The sequence below is a fragment of the Streptomyces niveus genome (assembly GCF_001723055.1).
Lineage (GTDB): Bacteria > Actinomycetota > Actinomycetes > Streptomycetales > Streptomycetaceae > Streptomyces > Streptomyces niveus.
The window spans coordinates 86,957-113,775 of record NZ_MDCR01000039.1 but is presented as its reverse complement, the minus strand read 5'-3'; the positions used below and the strand labels follow the sequence as shown (position 1 = coordinate 113,775).

Sequence of the window (26,819 nt, the reverse complement as noted above, 5' to 3'; positions counted from 1 at the left end):
CTCAGTCACTTCGCATCGACCAGTTCCAGGCGGCGGTAGGTGAAGTAGGCGGCGCACGCGCCCTCTGAGGACACCATCGTGGCGCCCAGCGGATTCCTCGGGGTGCACTCCTTGCCGAAGGCGGCGCACTCGTGGGGCTTGATCAGCCCCTGGAGCACGTCGCCCGAGCGGCACAGCGCCGACTCGGCGGTGCGGATGCCGGTCACGTCGAATCTGCGCTCGGCGTCGAACTCCGCGTACTTCTCGGACAGTTGCCAGCCGCTGCCCGGGATCATGCCGATGCCGCGCCAGGTCCGGTCGGTGACCTCGAAGACGTCGCGCAGCATCTCCATGGCGGGGATGTTGCCCTCGTCGCGTACGGCGCGGGGGTAGGCGTTCTCCAGCTCGTGGCGGCCCTGTTCGAGCTGGAGGATCGTGCGGCGTACGCCTTCGAGGATGTCGAGCGGCTCGAATCCCGTGACGACGATGGGTACTTGGTACTTCTCCGCCAGCGGCGGGTACTCGGCGGTGCCCATGACGCTGCACACGTGCCCGGCGGCGAGGAACGCCTGTACCCGGCAGGTGGGTGACTCCATGATGGCGGCGATGGCGGGCGGTACGAGCACGTGCGAGACGAGCAGCGAGAAGTTCCGTACGCCGAGCCGACGGGCCTGATGGACCGTCATGGCGTTGGCGGGGGCCGTCGTCTCGAAGCCGATGCCGAAGAAGACGACTTCCTTGTCCGGGTTGTCACGGGCCAGTTTCAGCGCGTCGAGCGGGGAGTACACGACCCGTACGTCGCCGCCCGCGCTCTTCACCGAGAACAGGTCCTGGCTGCTGCCCGGCACCCGCAGCATGTCGCCGAAGGAGCAGAAGATGACGCCGGGTCGGGCGGCGATCGCCAGCGCGCGGTCGATGATCTCCAGCGGGGTCACACAGACCGGGCAGCCGGGTCCGTGGATCATCTCCACGCCGTCGGGCAGCAGTTGGTCGATGCCGTGCCGGATGATCGAGTGGGTCTGGCCGCCGCAGACCTCCATCATCGCCCAGGGGCGGGTGGTGACGGCGTGGATCTGGTCGACCAGGCGCTTGGCGAGATCGGGGTCGCTGAACTCGTCGAGGTATTTCACTTAACCGGTGCCTTCCGCTGATTCCCGCTGTCTGGCGGCCAGTTCGAAGCCGTCGCCGAACTCCTCCTCCAGGAGCCCGAGTTGTTCGAAGTTCGCCAGCGTGCGCAGGGCCGACTCCTCGTCGAGCCGCTGGATGGCGAAGCCGACATGGACGACGACGTACTCGCCGATCTCCGCGTCGGGGATGTACTGGAGGCAGACCTCCTTACGTACGCCGCCGAAGTCGACCTGGGCCATCAGGGCGCCGTCGACCTCGGCGGTACTGAGCACCCGCCCGGGGACTGCCAGACACATGGTGCCTCCTCCTTCTCTCTTGACGCGGTGATGGATGGGTTGATGGACGGAGTGCTCCGGCGCGGGATCAGCCGGACGCCGCGACCAGCAGTTGGCCCAGTGCGATGCCGCCGTCGTTGGGCGGCAGCAGCCGGGGCCGCAGCACGGTGAAGTCCTTCGCCCTCAGGGTCCGTTGGGTCTCTTCGAGCAGGACGGCGTTCTGGAAGACCCCGCCGCCGAGAGCCACCACGCCGAGCCCGGTGCGGTGCCGGAACAGCTCCGCGAGGTCGACGGTGAGGGCCGCGACGGCAGCGTGGAAGCGCGCGGCGATCAGCTCGGGCGGGACGCCCGCGCGTACGTCGGCGACCACGGCGCGGATCACCGGCGCGGCGTCGGCGACCACCGGTTCCCCGATGTCGCGGCCCGCCAGGACCCCGAAGTCGTACGGCGTTCCCGAGGTCTCCCCCGATGCCGACCGGGCCAGGCCCTCCAGCGCGATGGCCGCCTCCGCCTCGTACGCCACCTCGTGCCGTACGCCCGCCAGTGAGGCCACCGCGTCGAAGAGCCGGCCCATGCTCGACGTCGGCACGCAGCCGAAGTCAGTCGCGAACTGGTGCGCCAGTACGTCGCGTTCCTTGGCCGGGCAGGCGGCCACGGCGGGCAGCTTCTCGTCCCAGGGGATCTTGGCGGCGTGCAGTTGGGCGAGCGCCATCCGGTACGGCCGCAGCACGCTCGCGTCACCGCCCGCGAGGGGGACGTACGCCAAGTGGGCCGCCCTGCGGTAGGACTTGTAGTCGGCGATCAGTGTCTCGCCGCCCCACACCGCGCCGTCGGGGCCGTGGCCGGTCCCGTCGTACGCGAAGCCGATGACCCGCTCGCCGGGGTCGACGCCGTGCTCGCCCAGCACGGCCGCGATGTGCGCGTGGTGGTGCTGCACGGTGCGCACGGCACGGCCGTTGGCGTGCGCGCGGGCCCAGGCGCCGGAGCGGTAGCCGGGGTGGGCGTCGGCCACGAGCTGTTCCGGTTCGACGCCGGTCAGCAGCGCGAGTCGATCCGCCGTGCGGGTCAGCGCGTCGACGGTGGAGAGGTCGTCCATGTCGCCGATGTGCTGGCTGACCCAGGCGTAGCCGCCCTCGCCGAGCGCGCAGGTGTTCTTCAGGTCGGCGCCGGCGGCGAGCAGTGGCGGGATGTCGAAGGGCAGGGCGAGGGGCAGTGGCGCGTACCCGCGTGACCTGCGCAGGGGCAGTTCGGCGCCGGCGACGAAGCGGCTGACCGAGTCGTCGCACGGCACCTGGATGGGGCGGTCGTGCCGCAGCCAGGCGTCGGCCAGCGGGGCGAGTTCGGTCAGCGCCGACGCGTCGTCGGTGACGATCGGCTCGCCGGACCGGTTGCCGGATGTCATGACCAGGGCGTCGGGACCGGGGGTGTCGTCACCGATGCCGAAGAGGAGGACGTGCAGCGGGGTGTACGGGAGCAGCACGCCGAGGTCCGGGTTGCCGGGCGCCACGGTGGCGGCGACGCCCGTCCCGGCGGCCGGGGTACGGCGTGGCAGCAGCACGATCGGCTTCCGGCCGCCGCCGAGGAGGGCCCGCTCGTCGTCGTCGAGTGTCACCAGTCCCTCGGCGACGTCGAGGTCCTTGACCATGACGGCGAAGGGCTTGCCACCGCGCTGCTTGCGGCGCCGGAGTTCGGTGACCGCGGTCTCGTCGCGGGCGTCGCACGCGAGGTGGTAGCCGCCCAGTCCCTTGATCGCGACGATCTTTCCCTCGGCGAGCAACTGCCGTGCGGCGCGCAGCGCTTGGTCGCCGCGGCCGAGCGTCTCGCCCTGCCCGCCGACGAGTTCGAGACGGGGGCCGCAGGCGTGGCAGGCGATCGGCTGGGCGTGGAAGCGCCGGTCGCGGGGGTCGTCGTACTCCGCGCGGCAGTCGTCGCACATGTCGAACGCCGCCATCGTCGTCGCCGCGCGGTCGTAGGGCATGCCGGTGACGATGGTGAAGCGCGGGCCGCAGTGGGTGCAGGTGATGAAGGGGTGGCGGTGGCGCCGGTCGGCCGGGTCGCGCAGTTCGGCCAGACAGTCCCGGCAGGTCGCGGTGTCGGGCGAGACCAGGGTGCGTACCCGGTCCGACGCGCTGGAGGCGGCGATGACGAACTCCGCTCCCCCGGTGGGTGGTTGCTCCGTCACGGCCACGGACTCCACGACCGCGAGCGGGGGCGGGTCGGCCTGCAGCCTGCGGCCGAACTCCGCGACCGCGTCGGCGTCGCCCTCCACCTCGGCCACCACGCCGGAGCCGGTGTTGGACACCGAGCCGGTGAGCGCGAGTTCGGCGGCGGTGACATAGACGAACGGGCGGAATCCCACGCCCTGGACGACACCGCGAACCTCGAACCGGCGGCGTACGCGCGGCTGTTCGGCGTCTTCCGTCTCACGGGCGCCGCTGCCCATCATCTCCAGGCCCGACAGCGCCTCCGCCGCCTTCGTCTCGTCGATGATCTCCATCGCGAAGCCCATGTGCAGCAGCACCCAGTCACCGGCGGCCGGGGGTGCGTCGAGCATGCCGACGTTGATACGGCGCCGGGCGCCCTCCACGTCGACGAGGGCGAGCTGGTCCGCGTACCCCTCGACGATCTCCACCACTCGCCCAGGGATACCGAGACACATGATCAGGACCTCCGGGTCCGGGCGGGTGCGGGTGCGCGTTCTGGAGTGGGTGCGGGTCCGGCCGCCGAGAGCCGCCGGACCAGCGCCCGCACCTCCGCCACCGCTTCGGGTACGGCGGCGGCGACGGCCTCGGTGAGGCCGATGCCCTCCTCGACGTCGGCGGGGGTGCACCCCACAACGTGGGTCAGCGGAAGCGTACCGCCCAGTTGGCCCAGATTTGCCAGGACAGATACCGGATTCATGCCGTGTGCGTCGAATTCACCCGCTCCGAGGTCGTCCGCTCCGACCTCCAGCACCGTCAGCTCACCGGGTGCGCCGCCGCCCGGGTAGGCGTCGACCAGCACCAGCGCGTCGTACCCGTCGAGCAGGTCGTACGCGAGGTGCATGCCCCGGATGCCGTAGTCGACGACCCGGACGCCGCCCGGGAGCGGCGGACCGGGGTCGGTGGCGAGCCGGCGTACGACCTCGGGGCCGAAACCGTCGTCGCCGAGGAAGAGATTGCCGATGCCGGCAACGAGCACGGCTCTGGTCACGTCAGGTCAGTTCCCGCCGGACCGGAGGTTCGGCGAGTCCGGGTCGATGGGCTTCTCGGGCTTGACGGAGGTGTCCGACCTCTTGTCGGAGCGGCCGGCGGGCCGCTCGGCCGGGCCGCCGGAGGGCCGGTCCGAGCCGGTGTCGCGCGACCCCTTCGGGCCCCGCTCCTCCTGTGGTTCTTCGTCGTGGCGTCCACGTGCCGTGTCAGTCATGGGATGTTCCTCTCACTCGTGCGACGCGCTCACATCGAGCGCATGCGGACGTATCGGCGGATGTCGGGGATCGAACGCACGCCGACGGCGACGGCGACGACCGCCATGGCCGCGGCGGCACCTGCGGTGACCATTCCGAGGATTCTCACGAGGGGGTCTCCTTCCGGTGTTCGGGTGATTGGGGCGTTTCGGAGGCGCCGGGAGTGCCGGGGGTGCCGGGGACATCGGTGAGGTCGGGCAGGGGTTCGAGTTCGTCGGGGGCGAAGTAGAAGTAGCGGCCGTACCAGTCGTGCATGTCGGCCGCCGGGTCGTCGACCAGGACGAGGGCGACGTGTACGCCGCCGTCTACGTCCGACAGGACGGCGGTCACGCGCGCCACCTGACCGGCGAAGAAGAGGTCCTGCGCGTCGGCGCGGCGTGACGGGTGGACGCGGACGAGGCTGCCCTTGGCGACGGCGACCCCCTCGATCATGACGGCGTCGGAGCCGGGCGACACGGCGGCGTCGGCCGCCGGGTCCCACCAGGGCGCGCCGCCGGTGTCGAACGCGGCCGGCTCGGCGTCCCGCAGATCGCCGACGGCGCTTGCGGCGGGCCCGGGACGGGGGCCGTGAGGGTCGCGGAGAAGGCCGTGGAGCTGCTGGAGGTCGCCCGGCGACATCTTGTCGCAGCGGTCGATGATCTCGCGGGCGCGGGGGTCGGTGGCCCGCGCCTCCGCCTTCTCCTCCTCCGTCATGGTCATCACCCGGAGGGTGAGGATCTCGTCGATCTCGGTGGAGTCGAACAGCGCGCCGGGGCTCTGTTCGGCGATCTCCGGGTGGTCGTAGAGGATGATCGGCGCGCCGAGCACCGTGTCCGTGGAGCCCTTCGCGCCGGCCAGCACCGGCCAGCACCTGCGCTGTTCGCACCGGGCGGCTGCGGGGGCCGCCTCGTCCGGGGGCTCGCGCAGGGAGAGGAAGCCGGCGCCGTGGGCCTGGAGGAGCAGGTGGGTGCCGATCAGGGAGGCGCGGATCGCGGCGTCCTTGTCGGTGGCGGTTCCCGCGTGCTCGTTGTCGACCGACACCGACAGCCGCAGGAAGCCGTCGTCCCGTGTCGTACGGGTACGGACGCGGGCCGTCAGCGGTTCGCGGCGCCGTACGACGCGGCCGACCGTGACACCGGCCGCGTCCGTCAGCGGCTCGGTCTCCTCGCCGCCGGGGACGGTCCGCAGTTCGTCGGTCGCCCCGTCCTCGCCGCTCAACGGGACCGCACCCAGGTCGAGTTCGCACTCGACCGCCTCGTCCCAGCTCAGGACGGACACACCGGCGACGTCGAGTCCGGCGACGGGGGTGTGGCCGCCGTCCTCGTCCAGCCGCTGCACCTCGCGCACCTGGAGCTGGAGGAACCGGAGGCGAACGGTCACCTGGGGCACGTCGGCCGACGGTTCGTCGGAGATCTGGAGCAGGGTCTGCATCGCCATGCCCGGGTCCTCGGCGAAGCTCCCGGGCGCCGCGTGGGGCGGGCCGAGGACGCCGAACTGCCAGCGGGACTGGTTCTTGTGGGAGCTGGCGCGGTACGGGTACAGCAAGTACCCCTCGTACAGCACCGCGTCGGCGATCGTACGGACATGGTCGAGGCCCACGGGGGGCGCGGGCGTCACCGGGGTCATGTGACCACCTCACCGATCTCGTCAGCGGCGGCCCGCGCCCGCGCGTCCGCCAGTACCGTGGTCACCGTCTCGTCCCAGCTGATCAGCCCGCGCCGCTCCCGGAAGTCGGCGAAGCGGGCGAGGACGTCGTGATCGAGCCTGATCCAGCCGGAGTTGGGGAAATGGGCCGCGATCATCTGCCGCCACACCGCGACGGGTAGCTGATAGCGCGCCTCGCAGTCCCAGGGCACCTGCCGTACGCCGAAGCCCGAACCGCCGCCGCTCCCACCGCCCTTGGTGAAGACGGTGCCCGAGAAGAGCAGGCTGATCGGCACCGTCCCGTCGCCGAGCGCGTGCAGATAGCGGGAGCCGATGACGTCGAAGTCGTAGGTGCAGGGCAGTGCGAGGTCGACCTCGGTGGATCCGGTGAAGCCCTGGACGGTCGTGTGGCACTGCATCCACTGGAACGGCCGCAGGGTGTCCGACCACCTCTCGCGCTCCCCGAACAGCCCGCGCAGGGAATCCTGTTCGGCCGGTCCGTAGTGGCGGCGCTGCGGTTCGATACGGACCTGGCAGCGCAGCACCATCGCGTGGATCCGCTCGTCCGTACCGTCCTCGATCCGCAGCCGCGCGGTCAGTTGGGGAGCGGCGGAGTACGGCTCGGCGACGATGTCGCGTACGGAGAACTCCAGGCCGGGACCGGGGGCAGCGGCGCCGCTCACGAGGGACCACCCGAGGTGGGCGCGGGCCGGCTGCGGGCCTGTACATGCTCGAAGAAGGCGTCCATCGCGGCGTGCGCCTCCCGGCCGCCGTCGAAGCCGCGCCACAACGTCCGCAGCCGGCCGACCAGTTCGTAGCACGCGTCGATCGGGACCAGATGGCAGGAGGCGGCGATCTCGCGACCGCCGCCTCCGCCGCCCGTGTCGGTGCGGCGTACGAGCAGTGCCTCGACGTCCGGCCGCAGCACGGCCAGTTCGGGGCTGGCCTCCACGATGGTCGACCACGCGTCGAGGGGCAGTTCGGACTCGGTGGCCCCGGCCGGGCCGGGGTAGAAGGCGATGGTGCGGTCCTGCGCGGAGTTGCGGAACAGGAACGCCAGACCCACCGGGATCTGCAGTTCGTCCCAGGTGCGCGCGTCCAGCGGGAGCCCGTCGAAACGCAGGTACCGGTCGGGGACGGCGCGGTAGCGCAGTTGCGCGCCGTCGTCGGTGAAGAGCAGATAGCAGGCGCGGCAGCCGCACATCAGGCTGCGGCTCTCCAGATTCACCACGTGCTGGTGTTCCTCGCCGATCGGCGTGGCGCACATCTCGCACCGCTCGCCGGCGACCGGCTCGGGCCGGTTGCGGCTGACCCGCAGCAGCGCGGCGACCGGGGACGCGGCGCGCCCCCGGGGCACGGCGCGGCCGGTGGGCGCGCTCATGTCGCGACCACGTGCGTGGCCGGTACGGCGACGGAGACCGACGCCCCGTCCGCGAGCAGCGGCAGCGGGTCCAGATGCGCCCCGTCGGCCTCCGGGTCGAGACAGGCACCGGCCCGTCGTACGTCGTAGTGCGCGCGGCAGGCGGCGCAGCGCAGCACCCCGTCGCCCGAGCCGCCGCCCAGGCGCCGGGCCAGCGTGGCGCCCTCCATCGGGCGTTCGCACCGGGCGCAGCGGTCGCGGAAGGCGAACAGGTCGGGGCCGATCCGGCAGGCCACGACCGGCAGTCCCCCGGCGGTGAGGCGCGCCACGCCGCCGGGCTCCAGGGTGAGCAGGTCGGGTACCGGCTCCCAGGTGGCGCCGGAGTCCTGACCGCCCGCGCCGTGGAGGGGATCCGCGTCGTGCAGCCGGGCGAAGAGCGCGTCCACCGGTACGAGGGGGCCCGCGGCCTCGGCGGCGTTCCGCTCGGCGGACTCGACCTCGATGGTGGTGATCTCCGGCGCCGCCGCCTCGACCGCGCCCTGTACGGCGAGTTCGAGGGTGGCGGAGGAGGACGGGCAGCCGTCACAACTGCCCAGCAGCCGTAGCCGTACGACGCCTTCGTCCGTGACACCCAGCAACTCGACGTCGCCGCCGTGCGAGCCGAGATACGGCCGCACGCTCTCCAGCGCGTTCTCGACGCGCGTCGTCACGCTGTACGGGTGCAGTCCGTGCACCAGCAGCACGCTCGCCACCAGGTCGTCGGCGGCGAGGGCGGCCAGCAACTCGTCGTCCAGCCGCCCCTGTTCATGGACGAGGTCGAGGAGGCGTTCCAGGCCGGCGCCGTAGAAGTCGGTGACGAGCCGCACCAGTTCCTCGCTGCGCTCGCGGGCGACGACGCCGCCGGCCGCGCTGGCGGCGATCAGGGTGTCGATACGCTCCCCGGTCGCCCGCCACTCGTCGGTCACCGGGCCGGTCACTTCGGGAGCCTCGGTCGTCCGGGGAGCCTCGGGCACGTCACTCACTGCCCGCGGACTGCGTGGGCGAGTGCAGCAGCTCCAGCTTCTTGCCCTCACCGAGATACATGTGCACGCCGCAGGGCAGACAGGGGTCGAAGCTGCGGACCGTGCGCATGATGTCGATGCCCTTGAAGTTCTCCCGGTCGTTCTCCTCGAAGATCGGCTGGCCCTGCACCGCGTCCTCGTAGGGCCCCGGTGTCCCGTAGGTGTCGCGCGGGCTCGCGTTCCACGGGGTCGGCGGGTACGGGTGGTAGTTGGCGATCTTGCCGTCCTTGATCACCATGTGGTGCGAGAGCACACCGCGTACGGCCTCGGTGAAGCCGCAGCCGACGGCCTCCTCCGGGACCTCGAACTTCTCCCACGTCTTGGTGCGGCCGGCCCGGATCTCCACGAGGGCCTTCTCGGCGAAGTGCAGGGCGCAGGCCGCCGCGTACGCCTGGAAGTAGGTCCGCGCGCGGTTGCGCTCGATCGTGTTGCTCCAGCGCGGGACGTGCCACTCCAGCTCGACCGGGCCCTTCAGCGCGGTCTTGGGGAGGTTGATCTTCACGCTCTTGCCGGTGGCCTGGATGTAGCCGATGTCGACCAGGCCGGCCAGCGCGGTGACCCAGAGCCGGGCGAGCGGCCCGCCGCCGGTGTCGAGCGCCAGGTAGTCCTTGCCGTCGAACCAGCGCGGCGACATGACCCAGCTGTACTTGTCGCCCAGGTCGCGCTTCTGCGGCTGCGGGTTGGTGTGCTGGTTCCACGGGTGGCGCTTGTCGACCGGGTTGCCGAGGGGGTCGTGGGTCACGAACATCTCCTGCTCGTCCCAGTCGTTGTAGTACGACGAGCCGAGCAGGATGCGGATGCCGAGGTTGATCTTCACCAGGTCGGTGGTGACGAGCTTGCCGTCCACGACGACGCCGGGGGTCACATACATCTTCCGACCCCAGTCGGTCATGTCCTTGTACTCGAAGTTGCAGTGCTCCGGGTCCTGGAAGGAGCCCCAGCAACCCAGCAGGATACGGCGGTTGCCGACCTGCTCGTAGCCGGGCAGCGCCTCGTAGAAGAAGTCGAAGAGGTCGTCGTGCATGGGCACGACCTTCTTCATGAACTCCACGTAGCGCTGGAGACGGGTGATGTAGTCCGTCATGAGCTGGATGGTCGCCACCGTGCCCACCCCGCCGGGGTAGAGCGTGGAGGGGTGCACATGGCGGCCCTCCATGAGGCAGAACATCTCGCGGGTCATCCGGCTGACCTGAAGGGCCTCGCGGTAGAACTCGCCCGTGAAGGGGTTCAGCGACCGCATGATGTCGCCGATGGTCTTGTACCCGTGGTCCGCCGCGTGCGGCGACTCGGTGCGGTTGGCCTGTTCGAGTACGCCGGGATTGGTCTCCGCGACCATTTTCTCGCAGTAGTCGACCCCGACCAGATTCTCCTGGAAGATGTTGTGGTCGAACATGTACTCGGCGGCCTCGCCGAGATTCACGATCCACTCGCCCAGATGCGGCGGCTTCACGCCGTACGCCATGTTCTGCGCGTAACAGGAACAGGTGGCGTGGTTGTCACCGCAGATTCCGCAGATCCGGCTGGTGATGAAGTGGGCGTCGCGCGGGTCCTTGCCCTTCATGAAGACCGAATAGCCGCGGAAGATCGAGCTGGTGCTGTGGCACTCGGCGACGACCTTCTGCTTGAAGTCGATCTTCGTGTAGATACCCAGACTCCCGACGATCCGGGTGATGGGATCCCACGCCATCTCCACCAGTTCGTCTTTGCCCTGGCTCGTCGCCGTCATGAGGCCGCCTCTTCTTTCCGGTTCGCGATGTCGTGGAACGGTGAATTGCCAGGTGATACCCGGTGCTTGCCAGCCGAGTGCCCCATCGGCCGCCGGAGCGGCGGCCGATGGGGCAGTTCGACGGATTTACCAGTTGCGGGTGGCGCCGGTGGTGAGTTCCTTGCCGCGTTTACGCCATTTCGGTTCGCGGTCGAGGGTGTGGGTGGTGATGTGTCGCAGGCGCCGCATCGTGGCCCCGTAGAGGCCGACGGCATTCGTGGAGAGCTTCCCGCCGGGGGGCTCGTCCATGAACGGCATGAATTTGTCGGGGAAGCCGGGCATGGTGCAGCCGATGCAGATGCCGCCGACGTTGGGGCAGCCGCCGATGCCGTTCATCCAGCCGCGCTTGGGCACGTTGCACTTCACCGTCGGGCCCCAGCAGCCGAGCTTCACGATGCACTTGGGCGAGCCGTACTCCGTCGCGAAGTCGCCCTGCTCGTAGTAGCCGGCCCGGTCGCAGCCCTCGTGCACGGTCTGGCCGAACAGCCAGGTCGGGCGCAGTTCGTCGTCGAGGGGGATCATCGGGGCCTGGTCGGTGGCCATGTAGAGCAGATAGGTGAGCGTCTCGGAGAGGTTGTCCGGCTGGATGGGGCAGCCGGGGACGCACACGATGGGGATGCCCGCCTTGGACTTCCAGTCCCAGCCCAGATAGTCCGGTACGCCCATGGCGCCGGTGGGGTTGCCCGCCATGGCGTGGATGCCGCCGTAGGTGGCGCAGGTGCCGACCGCGACGACCGCCGTGGCCTTCGGCGTCAGCCGGTCGAGCCACTCGCTGGTGGTCATGGGCTGGCCGGTCGCCGGGTCGTTGCCGAAGCCCGACCAGTAGCCCTCGTCGTGCAGCTTCTCGTTGGGGATCGAGCCCTCGACGACCAGGACGAACGGCTCCAGTTCGCCGCGGTCCGCCTTGAAGAACCACTCCAGGAAATCGTCGGCGCCGCCGTTGGGGCCGCACTCGAAATCGATCAGCGGCCAGTGCACGGCGATCTGCGGAAGACCGGGCAGCGCGCCGAGCGCGATCTCCTCGATGCTGGGCTGCGTCGCGGCGGTCAGCGCGACCGAGTCCCCGTCACAGCTCAGTCCGGCATTGATCCACAGCACGTGAATCAGTGTGTCCTCGGCTTTTTTCGCCGCTTCTGTCGGCATAGCACCGCTGCCTTCCGGGATTGTCCCACCCGATACCCATGAATCTCATGTGTGTGGCCTCGCTCACATTGCTACCATCTAGGATCTGGCTGAGTGTTCTGTCAACACGAGTTTCGTCCGGGCGGCCCTATCTGTTCCGCCCCGCGAAGCTGAGCCAATTGGGTGACTTGGGGAAGGCCGGCCCGTCGATGCATGAATTGTCGATTACGCAGAGCATTGTCGACGCGGTATGTGAGCGTGCCGCGGGAAGGCCGGTGCACACCGTCAGTGTCCGGGTGGGAATGCTGACCGCGGTGGTCCCGGACTCCATGCGCTTCTGCTTCGATCTGACCACCGCGGGCACGGTCGCGGAAGGCGCGGCACTCGAAATCGAGCAACCTCCGGGAACCGCGCGCTGCCGGGCGTGTTCGGCGGACTTCACCCTGACCGATCTTGTATTGCTGTGTCCGTGCGGGAGCGCCGATGTGGAGATCACGTCGGGCCGGGAACTCCAGATCATCTCCATGAGAGTGGGCTGACCCTATGTGCGGTACGTGCGGTTGCTCGGGCGGAAGCGAGGGGGGCGGCGGGACGCGTGTCGCCGTACCCCACACCCATCCCCACGAGGGCGATCTCGACCACGGTCACGACCACAGCCACGGCCACGGCCCGGCGGTCGCGATCCGCGGGGCGGCCGGCGGCGGCGAGACCATCACCCTCGAACAGCGGGTCCTCGCCAAGAACGAGGATCTGGCCGCCCGTAACCGCGCCTGGCTGGCCGAACAGGGCATCGTGGCGGTGAACCTGATGAGTTCACCCGGCGCCGGCAAGACCACCCTGCTGGAGCGCACCATCCGGGACCTCGCCGGCCGGCGTCCGGTCGCGGTCGTCGAGGGCGACCAGGAGACGATGCTCGACGCCGAGCGGATCAAGCGGGCGGGCAGCACCGTCGTCCAGGTCAACACCGGCGCGGGCTGTCATCTCGACGCGGAGATGATGCGCGACGCGCTCACGACCCTGACGCCGGAGCCCGGATCGCTCGTCCTGGTGGAGAACGTCGGCAATCTGGTCTGCCCCGCTCTCTTCGACCTCGGGGAGCGCAGTCGGGTCGTGATCATCTCGGTCACCGAGGGCACGGACAAGCCGCTCAAGTACCCGTACATGTTCGCCGCGGCGGACCTGGTGATCATCAACAAGGTCGACCTGCTGCCGTACGTCGACTTCGACATGGCCCGCTGCGAGGAGTACGCCCGCTCGGTCAACCCGGGCCTGCGCCTGCTGGCCGTGTCTGCGACGACCGGCGAGGGGATGCGGGCCTGGTACGACTGGGTGGCCGAGCAGTACTGAGCGGTGGCACGCCCGCTGCGTGTCCTGGTGGCCGTACGCGGCTATCTGGCCCGGACGACGACCTCCGTCAGGGACAGCGGGTTGGTGGCCGACGCCAGTTGGACGCGTACGTAGCGGCCCCGTGCTCCGTCGAGTTCGACGTTTGTCGGGCGGCCCGCCTGGTCCTTCAGGTGGACGGCGGTCACGCCCGGTGCGGTGCGGGTCTCCTCCAGGGAGTCGGAGGTGAAGGGGGTGTCGGAGACCAGCACCCAGTAGTCGGCCAGGCGTTCGGCGCAGCAGTCGGTGCGGTTGAAGATCTCGACGGTGTCGATGGCGCGGGACGCCTCCAGATCGACCTGCCACCACGCCTCACGGGAGGGTTCGGCGGTGTGGGTCGTGGTGTTGTCGCGGAGGTAGTCCCCCGCGGTGTCGCCGTCCACCGCGCGGCTCGCGACTCCGTCCCAGGCCGTGCTCGACTGGGTCGCCGTTCTGCCGCGTGCCACGTTGGGCAGCACGACCTCGGTGCGGCTGGTGAGTTGAAGGATCTTCCCTCCACCGCCGGTGACGACGGCTTCCAGTGCGGCCGGGCCGGTCGCGCCGGTCGCCGGTATCGACACGGGGGCCGTCAGGGTGTGGGTGCGGCCTGCTTCCAGGCCGTCAAAACGCTCTCCCCCGCCAGTGGTCCACCCCTCGGGTGTCCGCAGGGTGAGGGTGCCGCGCGCCGCCCGGTGACCGAGGTTCGTCACATGGACCGGTACGTCCGTCACGGTCCCGACCGTGAGCCGGTCCGGCGCCTGGGCCCAGGAGACGACGCTTCCGGCGGGTGCGACGAGCAGCGCGTCGAGGCGTAGCCCGAGATCCTCGCCCGCGTGGGCGGGCCGCGCGAGGGTGAGGGTGACGGGGGTGACCTGGCCGGGTTGTACGGGGAAGGGGCCGACGGCCTCGCGGGTCAGTTCCTCGCCCGTCACCAGCTTCGACCGGGAGCCGACCTGGAGGCGGTAGAGCGCGTCCGGGCGGGCCTCTCCCCGTACCGCCAGTGACACCCTCCCGGCACGGTCGGGGGTGACGTACGCGGTGTGGCGCACGGTGGTCCGCCGGGTGCTGGAGTAGCTGCCGTCGTCGGCGTAGCTGTAGCCCTGCTCGAAGTCCGCGGCGCCGAGCGCCGCCGCTCCGTCGCGGCCCAGAGGGACGGTCCCCTGCGGGATAATCCGCAGCTCGGAGCCCAGTTCGACCTTGATCACGGGAAGCACCTGGTCGCGGGGGGTCGCGGGCAGCGAGACGACGAGGTCGTCTCCGTCGAGGCGCCAGCCGAGTGCCCCAGCCGCCCCGTCCTCGCGGACCTCCCGTACAGCGCTGGCCAGGCCGGGCAGGCGCAGTTCGCCGGTCTCCGGCCAGTCGGTCACGTGCAGGAACAGATCGCGGTCGTTGACCGTCACCTCGCCCCAGGGCTGTCCACCGAGCCGGGTCGCGGAGGCGTCGAGTACGGCGTCCGGGTGGCGGTCGAGCCAGTCGCCCATTCCGCGCAGGACGTCGGCCTCGAACTCGACCACCGAACCGTCGCCGCGCGGGCCGATGTTGAGCAGATAGTTGCCGCCGCGGGCCCGTACGCCGGTGAGTCCGACGACGAGGTCGCGGATCTTGCCGGGCAGGTCGTCGCGGACCTGCCAGCTGCGGTAGCCCCAGGTGTCGTGGTAGATCGACGCGGGGGTCTGCCAGGCGCCGTCGAGTGCGACGGAGGGGATCTCGTTGTCGCCGAGTGTGCGGAAGTCGCCCTTGTTGTTCCATACCCGGCTGTTGACCGCCGCCTTCGGCTGGAGTTCGCGGACGATGCCGGCGAACTCCTCGCTCTGGGTGCCGGTGGGCGACGACATGTCGAACCACACCTCGGCGATGTCGCCGTAGTTGGTCATCAGCTCGCGTATCTGCGCCTTGATCACGGGTTCCATCGAGGCGGGAATCGGATTGTTGTTGTTGCCGTCGAACGCGTGGCCCTGGTGCCAGTCCACCAGGGAGAAGTAGAAGCCGAACTTCAGTCCCTGGCTCCGGCATTCGTCGGCGAGCGCCTTCAGAGGGTCCTTGCCGTAAGGGGTCGCGTCCGTCACGTCGTAATCGGTGGTGGCGGTGTCGAACATGGAGAAGCCGTCGTGGTGCTTGCTGGTGATGACGACGTAACGCATACCGGCCTGCTTGGCGAGCGAGCAGATCTCCGCGGGGTCGAAGCGGTCGGGCCGGAAGCGGGCGGCGACATCCAGATACTCCTCCTCGGAGATGTTCGCCCACATCTGGATCTGCTCGCTGTAACCGGAGGTGACGGGCTTGCCCTGCCAGACGCCGCCCAGTTCGGAGAAGAGACCCCAGTGGATGAACATCCCGAACTGGAGCCGCTGCCAGGCCGCGAGATCCTCGTCGGCGCTGAGATCGATGGCGCCCGGTACGCCGCGGACGGCCGGTCTGTCGGGCCGGTCCGCCGAGGTCGCGACGGCCGCGGGAGGGCTGGTCGCCACCGCCCCGATGGCGAGCAGCAACGCGAGCACGACTCCGATCACCTTGCGCATGGCGACACTCCTCCGCGAGCGATCCCGTGGATACATCCGACCCCGACATCCCAATTGGGCACTTTGCGCCCAACTTTGACCATCGTGCGGGCCAACTCATCGGATGTTAGAGGTCAGTTGGCGCCGCGTCACCCCCTGCGACGCGGCCGGTTCGGTGGCTTCGATCGAATTCGAAAGGAAAACGACTCACTCGCACAGAAAGTGGATAAGAATTCGAATCGAATATCGAACAGCACTGCGATGGCCGCCCATTGGGGTGTCCGGCCGAATCTGACTTTGCATGAGGGGCTGTTCACGAGAGTCGCGGAGTGACACACGGTACGGTCGTTTCAGCTCCCGGTAAGGAGCCCGCCCCGGGAATGGGTACCAGCCAGAACCCAGGGTGCGAATCGATCAAAAGCGGAGATTCGATGCTTGACCAATTTCGCCGAGGTTGGATAGATCCGCCCTCCGGGCAATCGCACGATAGCAGTGCGCCCGGCATTTCCGCAGCCGTTCCCGGTATGCCGACCAATCAGCACAGCCTTCTCGGCCTCGCCGCTTTCGTACAGCTGCACCGGCCCGACTATCTCCGCTACGCACGGGCGAGACTGGTCGACGAGAGCGCGAGCCGGGCCGCCGTCGAGGCGACCCTCGCCGCCGTCGGCGGCCGGTGGGGCGACTTCCTGCGCGGCGCCCGTCCCGCGGCGGACGCCTGGGGGCAGTTGCGCGCGCAGATCCGGGCCGCGAGCCCGCACGTCGTCGGAGCGGACCCGGCCGTCGCCTGGCTGTACGCCGCCCTCCCGCAGGACGCCGCGGACATCGCCTTGTTGCGGTGGCGGCTGTCCATGACGATCGAGGCCGTCGCCGATCTCATGGGCATCGATCCGCCGGCGGTCGCCGCGTCTGTGCTGACGGTCCGGCGAAAGTGCTCGGCCACGGCACTCCGACAACTGGAGCATCGCGCTTCCCGTCCGTGACACGGACCCGACTCCGGGGCGCATCATCACGCCGACACGTGGTGGTGCGCCTTCGGCTGCCCTCCTAGGATGGGCTCGTATTCCCTGGCGAGATCGGGGCTCGAACCGGGAGGAGTCTGTCCCTTGGCGGACAACAGGCGTGTCGATTTATCCGTACCGAGTGCGGCGCGAATGTACGACTGGCTGCTCGGCGGCCATTACAACTACGAAGTCGACCAGAAAGCGTCCGAGCAACTCCTGAAGGTCGCACCCACCACGAAGGAACTGGCCAGGAACAACCGCTGGTTCCTGGAACGCGTGGTGCGGGTCATGGCCGAGGAGCACGGAATTCGGCAGTTCGTCGATTTCGGCTCCGGACTGCCGACGCAGAACAATGTGCATCAGATCGCTCAGGCCGTTGATCCCCGGACACATGTCGTGTACGTCGACGACGACCCCGTCGTTCTCGCCCACGGACAGGCGGTCTTCGACGAGAACGACCAGAGCGTGGTCATCGCGTCGGACATGCTGGAGACGGACCACATCCTGGGGCACACCGACTTCAAGCGGCTCATCGATCTCGATCAGCCGGTCGGTGTTCTCTTCAACTCCGTCCTGCACTGCATTCCCGACTCCGCCGGACCGGCCGAACTCGTCACACGTGTCGTGGACCGCCTGCGGCCCGGCAGCTTCGTGGTGATCTGCCAGTTGGTCAGCGACGACGCCGAGCTGCGCCGCCAGGTGACGGAGATGATGCTGGAACAGACCCACGGCCGATGGGGTCAGGTACGCGAACGGGCCGAGGTGGACCGGTACTTCGACGGTCTGGTGGTCCAGCCGCCAGGACTGGTCGATGTCACGGACTGGCGCCCCGACTCGGAGCTCCAGCAACGGCAGCGCAGCATCGAGTGGACGGAGTACGGCGGGCTGGCCGAGGTCCCGGCGAGCCGGCGGAGCGCGGTCCCTAGACCTCGTACTGCTTGATCGCGTCCAGCAGTATGGCCCGGCTGTCGCGCCAGGAGGCCGCCGCCTCGTGGCTCAGGCGCAGCATCAGCTCGACGCGCCGTTCCACGTCGTCCGGCTTGACGTAGTACGTCGCGTCGTCGTCCCCCTCGACATACACCATGGCGGGTGGCCCGAGGGGGGCGAAGCGCAGATGCGCCATGGAGCCGTGGTTGGACACGACGCTGCTGCTCAGCGGCACGAACTGGATGGTGACACCGGGCCGGTCGCTGTATTCGAGGAGCTTGCGCAGCTGCTCGGCCATGGTCTGCCGGGTGCCGACCTGGCGGAGCAGCACCGACTGGTCCAGCAGGAACTTCCCCTTGGGCGGGTCGGGCTGCTCGAAGAACCGCCGCTGCCGCTCCTCGCGCAGCGCGAGGCGCTGCTCCACCTGGTCGCCCTCACAGACGCGCAGGCCGTCGCTGATGATCTGGCGCGCGTACGCGGGGGTCTGGAGGAGGCCGGGTGCGATCCGGGCCTCGTAGGCGCAGAAGTACACGGCGTCGGACTCCAGCGCGATCAGCCGCTGCATCCACGAGGCCGCGTAGTCCGAGTAGCGGTCGAACCATTCGGGTTCCAGCGCGCGGCGGGCGAGATGCCTCAGATCGGCGCGCTCGGCCGCGTTCGCCCCGTACTTGGTGGCGAGGATCTCGACGTCCCGCAGATCGGGCGGGCTCAGCGCCCGTTCGAGCCGGCTCACCTTGGAAACAGAGGCGTTGATCAATTTCGCCGAGTGGGTGGCGGTGAGATCGTGGGCCTCACGCATTCTGCGCAGTTGCGTGCCGAGCACGATACCGGCCGCTGTCGGATTGAGACTCGTTTGACGAACGGGGCCGAAAAGCGGGACCGGGTTATCAGGTTGATGGGACACGCGCGCTCCGTTCATGAATAAGCGTGGCTCATCATGGCACGGCGAAGCTCGCGTGTCCCACCGAACTGGTATTCAAACCACACCAGTTGGACTACAGGGTGTCGAACTCGCCTTTCCTCGCACCGTCCAGGAAGGCCGCCATCTCGGTCGCCTCGAAGATCAGCGCCGGCCCGTCGGGATCGGTCGAGTTGCGCATCGCCACCTTACCGCCGGGCAGGGAGGCGAGTTCGACGCACTGACCGTTGGCCGAACTCATCTCGCTCTTGATCCAGTCCGCCGTGAGGGAACCCGCGGAGACACCGTTGCGATAGCCGTCCATACGCTTCTCCTGCCTGTGTGTGGGGGCACGTGCATTCCCGTGCAATTGCACGGGCTGGAACACGGCGATAGTAGACCGGGACCCTCGAAGGGAACTGTCCCCCTGAAGAGTGATCACGGTGTACCCGCCGAGCGCGGCATCAGCCGGAAGAAAAGCGTTCGATTACCCTCGCCGGGTCCCGCCGGTCCACTTTCAGCCAGGAGCAGCCATGACCACGGAGCAGGAAGCCCGCGACGCCATCCATCACGCGTTCGGCGAGAGCGCGCACGCCGAGGTGACCGCCTTCCCGGCGGGCAATCTGTCGATCACCCTCACCAAGGGCGAGCACGCGGCGACGATCGACGGGCACCCGGAGAGCGGCTGGGGATGGACCATCGACCCCGCCGAGGACGAGGGGTTCAGCGGGCACGAGAACACCGCCGACACGCTCGACGAGGCGCTCGCCGACGTACGCGCGGGGCTCATCTGACCGTATCCGTACGGCCGTCCGCCCGACGGCTCGCACCAGGTACCTTGAGACGGTGAATGTCCAGGCACGGAAGCCGCGCGCCCGTCGCGCGAGCCCCGCGCCGGCGAACTCACGGGTGCGGCGGACGGCTTGGAGAGTCCGGCAGCGTGCCGCGGGGGTGTTGTCGGCGCTGCTTCTGGGCGTCGTCACCCTGGTGTCCCCCGCTCCGGCGTCCGCGCTCGGCGTCACGGGCGTGGGCGCCGCGGCGGCCACCCCCGTACAGCGGACACTCCCCCAGCAGACCGACCGGCCGGCGCGTTCCGAGCGGACCTCCGCGGGTGCGCCGACCCGGGTGGCGTCCACCGGAATCTGGGCGCCCGAGCGTACGCGGCAGCATCCGCCGCCCCAGCCCGACAGCGGCGCCCTGCCGGCCCCCTCGGTACTTCCCGTCCCGCGCGCCGTCGTGGAGTGCGGCGCCCTGGCCGGCATCAACGCGCCGGCGACCGGTCCTTCGGGTCTGCCGGACGTCCGCGGACCTCCTCGCGGGAGCAGTCATCCGCACTGTCCCGTTCCCGCGCCGGTGCACCGCCCTCGGTAGAGGTGGGCGGGCCTGAGAGCCAGGCCCGTATCCCCCCGTGGCGCGGCGCGTTCCGGCGCCCTCCCGGAGGATTCCCATGACTCGCGCCACCACGGTGCGGGCAGTTCTGGCCGCGGTCGTGCTGCTCGTATCGCTCTTCGTCACACTCACCATGAGCCCCAGACTGGGGCTGGACCTGCAAGGCGGCACCCGGCTCGTACTCCAGGCCAAGGACTCACCGACCGCGAAGGCGGACCGGGAGAGCACCGACCGTACGGTGGAGGTCCTGCGCGAGCGGATCGACGCGTTGGGGGTCGCGGAGCCGACCGTCACGCGTTCCGGCGAGGACCGTGTTCTCATCGAGCTTCCCGATGTGACCGATCCGCGCGAGGCCGCGGAGGTGCTCGGCCGGACGGCCCAGCTGACCTTCCATCCCGTCATCGGCGTCCCCGACGACGCCGCGCCCGACCCGAAGCCCGACCCGGAGTCGGAGTCGGACTCGGACTCGGACTCGGACTCGGAGGAGCTGGTGCTGCCCGACGAGAGCGGGGGCCGGCTCAGGCTCGGGGCCCCGGATCTGTCGGGCGCGGGGGTGAAGGACGCACGCGCGGAGTTCGACGGGCAGCGGGGAGCGGGCTGGTCGGTCTCCCTCGACTTCCGCGACGACGCGTCCCGCGACTGGACGCGCCTCACCGGAGAAGCCGCCTGCCACCCGCCCCAGGACGAACGGCGCCGGGTCGCGATCGTGCTGGACGAGAAGGTGATCTCCTCACCGCAGGTGAGCCCTTCGGTGACCTGCGGGGCCGGGCTGCCGTCCGGCACCACACAGATCACCGGATCGTTCTCCGCCGACGAGGCCAAGAACCTGGCGCTGCTGATCAAGGGCGGGGCCCTGCCCGTACCGGTCGAGGTCGTCGAACAGCGCACCGTGGGCCCGACGCTGGGCGCCGAGGCGATCAGCGCGAGCGCGCGGGCCGCGGTGATCGGCGCCGGTCTGACCGCCCTGTTCATCACCTTCGTGTACCGGCTCTTCGGCGGTCTCGCCGCGCTGGCCCTGGCCGGGTACACGCTGATCTCGTACGCCGCGCTGGTCGCGCTCGGCGTGACCCTGACGCTCCCCGGACTGGCCGGATTCGTCCTGGCCATCGGTATGGCGGTCGACGCGAATGTGCTGGCCTTCGAACGGGCGCGGGAGGAGTACGCGAGTCGTTCCGGTCGTACGAGCCGCCCGCTGCGGTCCGCGCTGGCCGCCGGATTCCGGAACGCCCGCACCGCTGTCGTCGACTCCAACGTGACGACGCTCCTCGCGGCGGGCCTTCTCTTCGGCCTCGGATCGGGGCCGGTGAAGGGGTTCGGAGTCACGCTCGCCATCGGCGTACTCGTGTCGATGTTCTCCGCGCTGGTCATCGCGCGGGCGTTGACCGAGCTGGCGGCGGGCTCCCGCTTCGTCACCGATTTCCCCGGCGTCAACGGGATCGGCCTGCGGGGCCGGGTGCGTACGTATCTGACCCGCCGGGCCCCTCAGCTGTTCCGCGGGTACCGGCGGTGGCTGGGGGTCTCGACCGTCGTGGTGGCACTCGCCGTGCTGGGTGTCACGTTGCGCGGGCTGAATCTCGGGGTGGAGTTCACCGGCGGGCGGCTCATGGAGTACACGACGAGCCGGCCGGTCGGCATCGACACGGCGCGCACGGCCCTGGCCGACGCGGGCTTCGCCGATGCCGAGGTGACGACGGCGGGCGGGCGGGAGCTGTCCGTACGGACCGGAGACACCGGCGATCGGACCGAGGCCGCCATCAGGGACGCCCTGAGCGCGGAGGGCGGAGCGGCCACGAAGGTACGGGACGACCTGATCGGCCCCAGTCTCGGGGACGAGCTGCGGCGTCACGCGCTCATCGCGCTGGGCATCGCGGTCGGGGCCCAACTCCTCTATCTGGCCGTGCGGTTCCGCTGGTCGTTCGCGGTGGCGTCGGTGACCGCGATGGTGCACGACGTGGTGATCCTGGTCGGGGTCTTCGCCTGGCTGGGCCGTCCGGTCGACGGGATCTTCCTGGCCGCGCTGCTCACCGTGATCGGCTACTCGGTCAACGACTCGGTGGTGGTCTTCGACCGGGTCCGTGAGCTGTGGGCGAGGAGGCCGGGCAGTCCCCTGCTGCCGGCCGCGCGCGCAGCCGTACTCCAGACCGTGCCCAGGACGGTGAACACGGGGATGGGCGCGCTGTTCATCCTCACCGCGCTGGCGGTGCTCGGCGGGGACTCGCTCAGGGACTTCGCGCTGGCGCTGCTGATCGGTATCTGTGTGGGGACGTACTCGTCCGTGTTCACGGCCGTGCCGGTGGCGCTGGAGATGGAGTCGCGCCGGAAGGACGGTGGCCGTACGGGTCAGGGACAGCGGCAGCGGCCGAAGGCCGGCCGCGGGCGGCCGGCCGACAACGGCGCACGGGTGTGACGCGGGCCGGGGACCCAGGCGTGGGGGTGCTCCCACGCCCGGATCCCCGGCCGTCGTGCGGTGAGTTGCCGCGGTGTCGTGCTGCGGTGTCGTTACGGGACGAGCCTGAGGAGCTTGTTCGGGGAGCCGGTGCCGACGCCCGTGATGACGTTGGACGTCGCGCCGTTCACCAGCGCCGTGGCGACGGCCGCCGGGGAGGCGCCCGGGTGGTTCGTCAGGTAGATCGCGGCCGCGCCCGAGACGTGCGGCGCGGCGAAGGAGGTGCCGTTACCGGTGTAGGTCGCGCTGTCCGAGGTGTTCCAGCCGGCCGTGATGTCGGAGCCCGGCGCGAAGATGTCCACGGTCGGGCCGTAGTTGGAGTACGTGGCCCGCGCGTCCGTCCTGGTCGTGGCGCCGACGGTGATGGCGGTGGCCACCCGGGCGGGTGAGTAGTTGGACGCGAGCGCGCCCGAATTGCCGGCCGCGATCGAGTACGTCACCCCGGACGCGATGGATCTGCGTACCGCGTCGTCCAGCGTGGCGCTGGGACCGCCGCCGAGCGAGACGTTGGCGACGGAGGAGGCGACGTGGTTGGCGGTGATCCAGTCGACACCGGCGATGACCCCGGCGGTCGTGCCGGAGCCGTTGTTGCCGAGGACCCGCACGGCGACGATCTTCGCCTTCTTCGCCGCGCCGTAGGTGGTGCCGGCGACGGTCGTGGCGACGTGCGTGCCGTGACCGGCGCCGTCCTGGGCGGTGGCGTCGTTGTCGACGAAGTCCCAGCCGTACGAGGCCCGGCCGCTGATCTCCTGGTGGCTGATGCGCACGCCGGTGTCGAGGACGTAGACGGTCGTGTCGCCGCCCGCCGAGTCCGGGTAGGTGTAGGTGCCGTTGAGCGGGAGGTTCGGCTGGTCGATGCGGTCCAGACCCCAGGGTGCGTTGGTCTGGGTGGCCGTCGCGTGGACCTTCTGGTCCTGCTCGACCCGCGCGACCGCCGGGTCGGCGGCGAGCCGCTTCGCCTCCGCGGTGCTGAGCGTGGCGGCGTAGCCGTTGAGCGCGGAGGTGTAGGTGCGCTTGATCTGGCCGCCGTAGCCGGATATCAGCTTCTTGCCCTCGGCCGTCGACGCCTTCAGCCCGGCCGTCTGCTTCAAGGTGACGATGTAGCTGCCGGGCACCGCCTCGGCCGTGCCGGCGTGCAGGATCCTGCCTTCCGCCGGGGCCGCCTGGGCGGGGGCGGCCAGACCCGCGCCGAGTACCGCCGCCAGGGTCGCCGCGGTGGTGACCGCCACGGTGATGCGCCGCTTGGTGTCGCGTACTGCTGCCATCGAGAGAGTCCTTCGAAAGGTGGCGCGTTGGCTTTCCACGCGCCTGGTGGGGGTGGCGTACGGAGTCGTACGCCGCACACCGACGATGACCTGGCGCGTTCAGGCGGAACAAGCGATTCCGGGGTGATGTCATGGCCGCGACATGGAATTGACACTCCGTCAAGTCGCCGTAACGCAGAGGCAACGCGACCTTCGCGAGACCGTCCGGGGCGGAGCACGTGCGTTGATCGAGTCGGCCCGTGGCTTGTATTAAGTCAGTCGATTGACTCGCTAATCGATCTCGGATTGACTGCGAAGGCCGAGGGGTTCGAGGGGTCGGGGGGCCGGACGCCGAAGTACCCACCCACGCAGCGGCAGCAGTTCGAGGAGGCCAGCGATGAGCGGCGGACACGGCGGGCACGGCAGGACCACGCGGGCCGACCGTGTCACGGACACCCGTGAGGCGATCATGTCGACGGCGGAGCGGCTCTTCGCCGAGCACGGGCTCTCCGCGGTGTCGAACCGTCAGATCTGCGAGGCGGCGGGCCAGGGCAACGTCGCCGCGGTCAGCTACCACTTCACCGGCAGGGCGGGGCTGATCCGCGCCATCCTCCTGAAGCACGGCGAGCAGATCGATCTGATCCGGGGGCGGCACCTGGCGGAGGCCGGCGACAGCGACGACATCCGGGACTGGGTGGGCTGTCTGGTACGGCCCGTGGCGGAGCATCTGGCCTCGCTCGGTATCCCGTCCTGGCAGGCCCGCTTCGGGGTCCAGGTCATGAACGACCCGCTGCTGCGCGCGATCAGCATCGACGAGGCCCTCGTCAGGACCTCCCTGCGGCGGACCCTCGAAGGGCTCAGGCACTGCGTGGAGGACATGCCCGTCGGCGTACGGGCCGAACGCGCGGACATGGCACGCCAGTTGATCACCCACACCTGCGCGGAACGCGAACACGCCCTGGCCCGGGGCGCCGCCCCGCCGCGCTCCTCGTGGGCGCGCACGGCCGGCGCGCTGACCGACGCGATCGTCGGCATGCTCACCGCGCCCGTCACGCCCCGTACCGCCTTGTAGCGTCGCGTCGTACGGCCGACGCCGCACCACCGCGAGCCCGGCCTGAGCCGCGCCGACCACCCGAACCACCGCTCCAGCCACGAAGTGAGACATCCACATGAGCACCGCTGTACAGGGATCGACCGTCGACATCCCGACCCCCGACGGAACCGCCGACGCCTACCTGGTCCACCCCGAGTCCGCCGGCCCGCACCCCGCCGTCCTGTTCTACGCGGACGCCTTCGGGCTGCGCCCGAAGCTGACGGGCATGGCGGACCGCGTCGCGGCGGCCGGCTACACCGTCCTGGTGCCCAACGTCCTCTACCGCGCCGGGCGGGCCCCGCTGGTGGAACTGCCCGCGTTCATCAGCGACGACCGGCGCCCGGAGATCTTCGAGAGCCTGCTTCCCCGACTGCGGTCACTGACACCGGAGATGACCGTCAGCGACGCGGGCGCGTACCTCGACCGGCTGGCCGCCGACCCCCGTACCACCGAGGGACCGATCGGCGTCACCGGCTACTGCATGGGGGCCGGTCTGGCGCTGCGCACCGCCGCCGCGTACCCGGACCGGGTCGCGGCGATGGCCGGGTTCCACGGCGCGCACCTCGCCAGTGAGGCACCCGACAGCCCGCACCTGGGCGCCGGCCGGATCACCGCCGAGCTGTACTTCGGCCACGCCGATCAGGACGCCGCGATGCCCCCGGAGCAGATCGACCGCCTCGAAAAGGCCCTCACCGACGCCGGTGTCCGCCATCGGGCGGAGGTGTACGCGGGCGCGCACCACGGCTATACGCAGGCGGACACCGCGTCGTACGACGCCGAGGCGGCGGAGCGGCACTGGACGGCGCTGCTGGACCTGCTGGGCCGCGCGCTCTGACCGGCACGGCGTGAACGGCGCCGCCGGCCGGGTCGGCGGCCGGTCAGGACGGGGCAGCGGACGCGTCGAGCGGTGCGAGCCGGACCACGCGCCCGGTGGTCCTGGCCTCCTCGGCGGCCCACACCACCCGGTGCGTGGCCAGGCTCTGTCCGGCGGTGGACAGCAGCGGCGAGGGGTCGCCGGTCGCGACGGCCGTGAGGAAGGCGGCCGTCAGCTCCTCGTCGCCCCCGCCGTGACCGTCGTCCTCGGAGGCGCCCGAGCCCGTGAGGGTGTCGATCGTCGTCTCGGAACCGTCGCGGAAGTCCACGACCCGAAGGGTGTGTCCGTCGCCGTCGATGAAGCCGTGCGTGCCCATGAGCTGGGTACGGCGCTGCTCCACGCGCGTGAAGGCGCTCATCGTGAACGAGCAGGTGGCGCCCGACGGGAACTCCATCGCCACCACCTGGTGGTCCACGACGTCGTTGTCGCACGCGTACACGCACCGCCCGTAGGGCCCGGTGCGCAGCGCGTCCAGCACACCGTCCTCGGTGTGGTCGGAGGTCACCGCCGACAGCGGCCAGAACTCGGCGTCCGGGTCGCCCAGGCAGCCGAGGTACAGCCGCTTGGCCGAGTACGGGCAGTCGGGTTCCAGCGGGCAGTCCAGACAGCGCGCGGTCGCGCCGGCCGGGGTGTCCCGCGCACGGAAGTGCGTCAGGTTCCCGAACGAGCTGACGCGGGACGGGCTTTCGCCGATGACATGGACCAGCCAGTCGATGTCGTGGCAGGACTTGGTGAGCAGCATGGGCGCCGAGGTGTCCGTGCGGCGCCAGTTGCCCCGTACGAAGGAGTGCGCGTGGTGCCACCAGCCGACGGGTTCGAGATGCTGGACGCTGACGAGCCGGCCGATCCGCCCGGCGTCGAGCAGCTCCTTGAGGGCGCGGGTGTACGGGGTGTACCGCAGGACGTGGCAGACGGCCAGCATGATGCCCGCGTCACGGGCCGCCTCCGTGATCGCGACGGTGTCGCGCTCGGTGGTCGCCATCGGCTTCTCGAGGAGCAGGTGATAGCCGAGCCCGGCCAGCGCCACGGCGGGACCGGTGTGTGACCGGTCCTGGGTGGCGATGACGGCGGCGTCGGCCAACCGCCGCCCTGTCGCGGCGAGTTCACTCGCGTCGGCGAAGACCCGCTGCGGGGGTACGGCGAACTCGGCGGCTGCCTCCGCGCGACGGCGGGGGTCGGGTTCGGCGACGGCCACCACGGTGCCCGTGCCCTGGGCCACCGCGTGCCGCGCGTAGGTCAGTCCGCGCAGACCGGCCCCGACGAGCGCCAGTGTCACGGGAGTTGCCGTCGCTCCGGTCGTCATCCTGTCCCTGCCTTCCGTCCGAGTGG

26 protein-coding genes are annotated in these 26,819 nt (G+C 70.3%); 9 read left to right on the top strand and 17 right to left on the bottom strand.

The window, feature by feature from the left end; all coding sequences use genetic code 11:
- Positions 1-5 precede the first annotated feature (5 nt).
- The 12 genes from hypD to BHU15_RS05895 form a co-directional block, all read right to left on the bottom strand.
- A complete protein-coding gene (gene hypD / locus BHU15_RS05945; protein ID WP_069626201.1) occupies positions 6-1,109 on the bottom strand; it encodes a hydrogenase formation protein HypD in 1,104 nt (367 codons plus the stop codon).
- Positions 1,110-1,403, bottom strand: coding sequence for a HypC/HybG/HupF family hydrogenase formation chaperone (locus tag BHU15_RS05940; protein WP_031232392.1), 294 nt, complete (start codon positions 1,401-1,403; stop codon positions 1,110-1,112). It abuts the gene before it with no gap.
- A gap of 67 nt (positions 1,404-1,470) precedes the next feature.
- Positions 1,471-4,041, bottom strand: a complete 2,571-nt coding sequence (gene hypF / locus BHU15_RS05935; protein ID WP_079127927.1) for a carbamoyltransferase HypF — start codon at positions 4,039-4,041, stop codon at positions 1,471-1,473.
- A gap of 2 nt (positions 4,042-4,043) precedes the next feature.
- Positions 4,044-4,574 (bottom strand): hydrogenase maturation protease, encoded by a 531-nt coding sequence (locus tag BHU15_RS05930; RefSeq protein ID WP_069626200.1) that lies wholly within the window; start codon positions 4,572-4,574, stop codon positions 4,044-4,046.
- 6 nt (positions 4,575-4,580) lie between these two features.
- Positions 4,581-4,787, bottom strand: a complete 207-nt coding sequence (locus tag BHU15_RS05925) for a hypothetical protein (protein ID WP_069626199.1) — start codon at positions 4,785-4,787, stop codon at positions 4,581-4,583.
- Between the two features lie 29 nt (positions 4,788-4,816).
- Entirely contained in the window at positions 4,817-4,936 is a 120-nt protein-coding gene (locus BHU15_RS42250) for a DUF6893 family small protein (protein WP_376199435.1), read from the bottom strand.
- On the bottom strand, positions 4,933-6,432 hold the full coding sequence (locus tag BHU15_RS05920; protein WP_069626198.1) for a hypothetical protein: 1,500 nt from the start codon (positions 6,430-6,432) through the stop codon (positions 4,933-4,935). Before BHU15_RS05920 ends, BHU15_RS42250 begins: the two co-directional genes overlap by 4 nt.
- Entirely contained in the window at positions 6,429-7,133 is a 705-nt protein-coding gene (locus BHU15_RS05915) for a DUF6084 family protein (protein ID WP_247748661.1), read from the bottom strand. Before BHU15_RS05915 ends, BHU15_RS05920 begins: the two co-directional genes overlap by 4 nt.
- Complete coding sequence (locus BHU15_RS05910; protein WP_069626197.1) at positions 7,130-7,831, bottom strand: DUF5947 family protein; 702 nt, start codon at positions 7,829-7,831, stop codon at positions 7,130-7,132. Before BHU15_RS05910 ends, BHU15_RS05915 begins: the two co-directional genes overlap by 4 nt.
- A complete protein-coding gene (locus BHU15_RS05905) occupies positions 7,828-8,787 on the bottom strand; it encodes a NifU family protein (protein ID WP_218028045.1) in 960 nt (319 codons plus the stop codon). The genes BHU15_RS05910 and BHU15_RS05905 overlap by 4 nt, the downstream gene beginning before the upstream one ends.
- A gap of 37 nt (positions 8,788-8,824) precedes the next feature.
- Entirely contained in the window at positions 8,825-10,597 is a 1,773-nt protein-coding gene (locus BHU15_RS05900; RefSeq protein ID WP_069626195.1) for a nickel-dependent hydrogenase large subunit, read from the bottom strand.
- 126 nt (positions 10,598-10,723) lie between these two features.
- A complete protein-coding gene (locus BHU15_RS05895; RefSeq protein ID WP_069626194.1) occupies positions 10,724-11,779 on the bottom strand; it encodes an NADH-quinone oxidoreductase subunit B family protein in 1,056 nt (351 codons plus the stop codon).
- A gap of 53 nt (positions 11,780-11,832) precedes the next feature.
- On the opposite strand from BHU15_RS05895, the gene BHU15_RS05890 reads away from it, so the two are divergent.
- Together BHU15_RS05890 and hypB are read left to right on the top strand one after the other, a co-directional pair.
- Entirely contained in the window at positions 11,833-12,297 is a 465-nt protein-coding gene (locus tag BHU15_RS05890; protein WP_218028044.1) for a hydrogenase maturation nickel metallochaperone HypA/HybF, read from the top strand.
- A gap of 4 nt (positions 12,298-12,301) precedes the next feature.
- Positions 12,302-13,105: a hydrogenase nickel incorporation protein HypB gene (gene hypB / locus BHU15_RS05885; protein WP_069626193.1), complete on the top strand. Its 804-nt coding sequence runs from the start codon at positions 12,302-12,304 to the stop codon at positions 13,103-13,105.
- Between the two features lie 41 nt (positions 13,106-13,146).
- Here the strand turns inward: hypB and BHU15_RS05880 are convergent, their stop codons facing one another.
- Positions 13,147-15,639 carry an alpha-L-fucosidase gene (locus BHU15_RS05880; protein ID WP_069626192.1) on the bottom strand — a complete coding sequence of 831 codons (2,493 nt, stop codon included), beginning with the start codon at positions 15,637-15,639 and terminating at the stop codon, positions 13,147-13,149.
- A 503-nt stretch (positions 15,640-16,142) separates the two neighbouring features.
- Between BHU15_RS05880 and BHU15_RS05875 the strand changes: the two genes are divergently transcribed.
- Complete coding sequence (locus BHU15_RS05875; protein WP_069626191.1) at positions 16,143-16,598, top strand: hypothetical protein; 456 nt, start codon at positions 16,143-16,145, stop codon at positions 16,596-16,598.
- A 123-nt stretch (positions 16,599-16,721) separates the two neighbouring features.
- Positions 16,722-17,561: an SAM-dependent methyltransferase gene (locus BHU15_RS05870; RefSeq protein ID WP_069626190.1), complete on the top strand. Its 840-nt coding sequence runs from the start codon at positions 16,722-16,724 to the stop codon at positions 17,559-17,561.
- Here BHU15_RS05870 and BHU15_RS05865 read toward each other — a convergent pair.
- Both BHU15_RS05865 and BHU15_RS05860 read right to left on the bottom strand, forming a co-directional pair.
- Positions 17,542-18,465, bottom strand: coding sequence for a helix-turn-helix domain-containing protein (locus BHU15_RS05865; protein WP_079127924.1), 924 nt, complete (start codon positions 18,463-18,465; stop codon positions 17,542-17,544). The genes BHU15_RS05870 and BHU15_RS05865 overlap by 20 nt on opposite strands.
- A 76-nt stretch (positions 18,466-18,541) precedes the next feature.
- Positions 18,542-18,769: a DUF397 domain-containing protein gene (locus tag BHU15_RS05860; RefSeq protein ID WP_069626188.1), complete on the bottom strand. Its 228-nt coding sequence runs from the start codon at positions 18,767-18,769 to the stop codon at positions 18,542-18,544.
- Positions 18,770-18,977: 208 nt separating this feature from the next.
- On the opposite strand from BHU15_RS05860, the gene BHU15_RS05855 reads away from it, so the two are divergent.
- The 3 genes from BHU15_RS05855 (at position 18,978) to secD (ending at position 22,240) form a co-directional block, all read left to right on the top strand.
- On the top strand, positions 18,978-19,238 hold the full coding sequence (locus BHU15_RS05855; protein ID WP_023543342.1) for a hypothetical protein: 261 nt from the start codon (positions 18,978-18,980) through the stop codon (positions 19,236-19,238).
- A 160-nt stretch (positions 19,239-19,398) separates the two neighbouring features.
- Positions 19,399-19,815, top strand: a complete 417-nt coding sequence (locus tag BHU15_RS05850) for a hypothetical protein (RefSeq protein WP_141726773.1) — start codon at positions 19,399-19,401, stop codon at positions 19,813-19,815.
- Between the two features lie 76 nt (positions 19,816-19,891).
- Positions 19,892-22,240: a protein translocase subunit SecD gene (gene secD / locus BHU15_RS05845; protein WP_069626186.1), complete on the top strand. Its 2,349-nt coding sequence runs from the start codon at positions 19,892-19,894 to the stop codon at positions 22,238-22,240.
- A 92-nt stretch (positions 22,241-22,332) separates the two neighbouring features.
- Here the strand turns inward: secD and BHU15_RS05840 are convergent, their stop codons facing one another.
- On the bottom strand, positions 22,333-23,544 hold the full coding sequence (locus tag BHU15_RS05840; protein ID WP_069626185.1) for a S8 family peptidase: 1,212 nt from the start codon (positions 23,542-23,544) through the stop codon (positions 22,333-22,335).
- Between the two features lie 376 nt (positions 23,545-23,920).
- Here BHU15_RS05840 and BHU15_RS05835 point away from each other — a divergent pair, with 376 nt between their 5' ends.
- A complete protein-coding gene (locus BHU15_RS05835) occupies positions 23,921-24,595 on the top strand; it encodes a TetR/AcrR family transcriptional regulator (RefSeq protein ID WP_069626184.1) in 675 nt (224 codons plus the stop codon).
- Between the two features lie 97 nt (positions 24,596-24,692).
- On the top strand, positions 24,693-25,451 hold the full coding sequence (locus BHU15_RS05830) for a dienelactone hydrolase family protein (protein ID WP_069626183.1): 759 nt from the start codon (positions 24,693-24,695) through the stop codon (positions 25,449-25,451).
- A gap of 43 nt (positions 25,452-25,494) precedes the next feature.
- On the opposite strand, the gene BHU15_RS05825 is transcribed toward BHU15_RS05830, so the two are convergent.
- A complete protein-coding gene (locus BHU15_RS05825; RefSeq protein WP_069626182.1) occupies positions 25,495-26,793 on the bottom strand; it encodes a Gfo/Idh/MocA family protein in 1,299 nt (432 codons plus the stop codon).
- Positions 26,794-26,819 lie beyond the last annotated feature (26 nt).

Coding starts and splice junctions, on each gene's coding strand:
- BHU15_RS05940 (WP_031232392.1), bottom strand. CDS start 1,403: ATGTGTCTGGCAGTCCCCGGGCGGGTGCTCAGTACCGCCGAGGTCGAC.
- hypF (WP_079127927.1), bottom strand. CDS start 4,041: ATGTGTCTCGGTATCCCTGGGCGAGTGGTGGAGATCGTCGAGGGGTAC.
- BHU15_RS05925 (WP_069626199.1), bottom strand. CDS start 4,787: ATGACTGACACGGCACGTGGACGCCACGACGAAGAACCACAGGAGGAG.
- BHU15_RS05920 (WP_069626198.1), bottom strand. CDS start 6,432: ATGACCCCGGTGACGCCCGCGCCCCCCGTGGGCCTCGACCATGTCCGT.
- BHU15_RS05910 (WP_069626197.1), bottom strand. CDS start 7,831: ATGAGCGCGCCCACCGGCCGCGCCGTGCCCCGGGGGCGCGCCGCGTCC.
- BHU15_RS05900 (WP_069626195.1), bottom strand. CDS start 10,597: ATGACGGCGACGAGCCAGGGCAAAGACGAACTGGTGGAGATGGCGTGG.
- BHU15_RS05895 (WP_069626194.1), bottom strand. CDS start 11,779: ATGCCGACAGAAGCGGCGAAAAAAGCCGAGGACACACTGATTCACGTG.
- hypB (WP_069626193.1), top strand. CDS start 12,302: ATGTGCGGTACGTGCGGTTGCTCGGGCGGAAGCGAGGGGGGCGGCGGG.
- BHU15_RS05880 (WP_069626192.1), bottom strand. CDS start 15,639: ATGCGCAAGGTGATCGGAGTCGTGCTCGCGTTGCTGCTCGCCATCGGG.
- BHU15_RS05875 (WP_069626191.1), top strand. CDS start 16,143: ATGCCGACCAATCAGCACAGCCTTCTCGGCCTCGCCGCTTTCGTACAG.
- BHU15_RS05865 (WP_079127924.1), bottom strand. CDS start 18,465: ATGAACGGAGCGCGCGTGTCCCATCAACCTGATAACCCGGTCCCGCTT.
- BHU15_RS05860 (WP_069626188.1), bottom strand. CDS start 18,769: ATGGACGGCTATCGCAACGGTGTCTCCGCGGGTTCCCTCACGGCGGAC.
- BHU15_RS05855 (WP_023543342.1), top strand. CDS start 18,978: ATGACCACGGAGCAGGAAGCCCGCGACGCCATCCATCACGCGTTCGGC.
- secD (WP_069626186.1), top strand. CDS start 19,892: ATGACTCGCGCCACCACGGTGCGGGCAGTTCTGGCCGCGGTCGTGCTG.
- BHU15_RS05840 (WP_069626185.1), bottom strand. CDS start 23,544: ATGGCAGCAGTACGCGACACCAAGCGGCGCATCACCGTGGCGGTCACC.
- BHU15_RS05835 (WP_069626184.1), top strand. CDS start 23,921: ATGAGCGGCGGACACGGCGGGCACGGCAGGACCACGCGGGCCGACCGT.
- BHU15_RS05830 (WP_069626183.1), top strand. CDS start 24,693: ATGAGCACCGCTGTACAGGGATCGACCGTCGACATCCCGACCCCCGAC.
- BHU15_RS05825 (WP_069626182.1), bottom strand. CDS start 26,793: ATGACGACCGGAGCGACGGCAACTCCCGTGACACTGGCGCTCGTCGGG.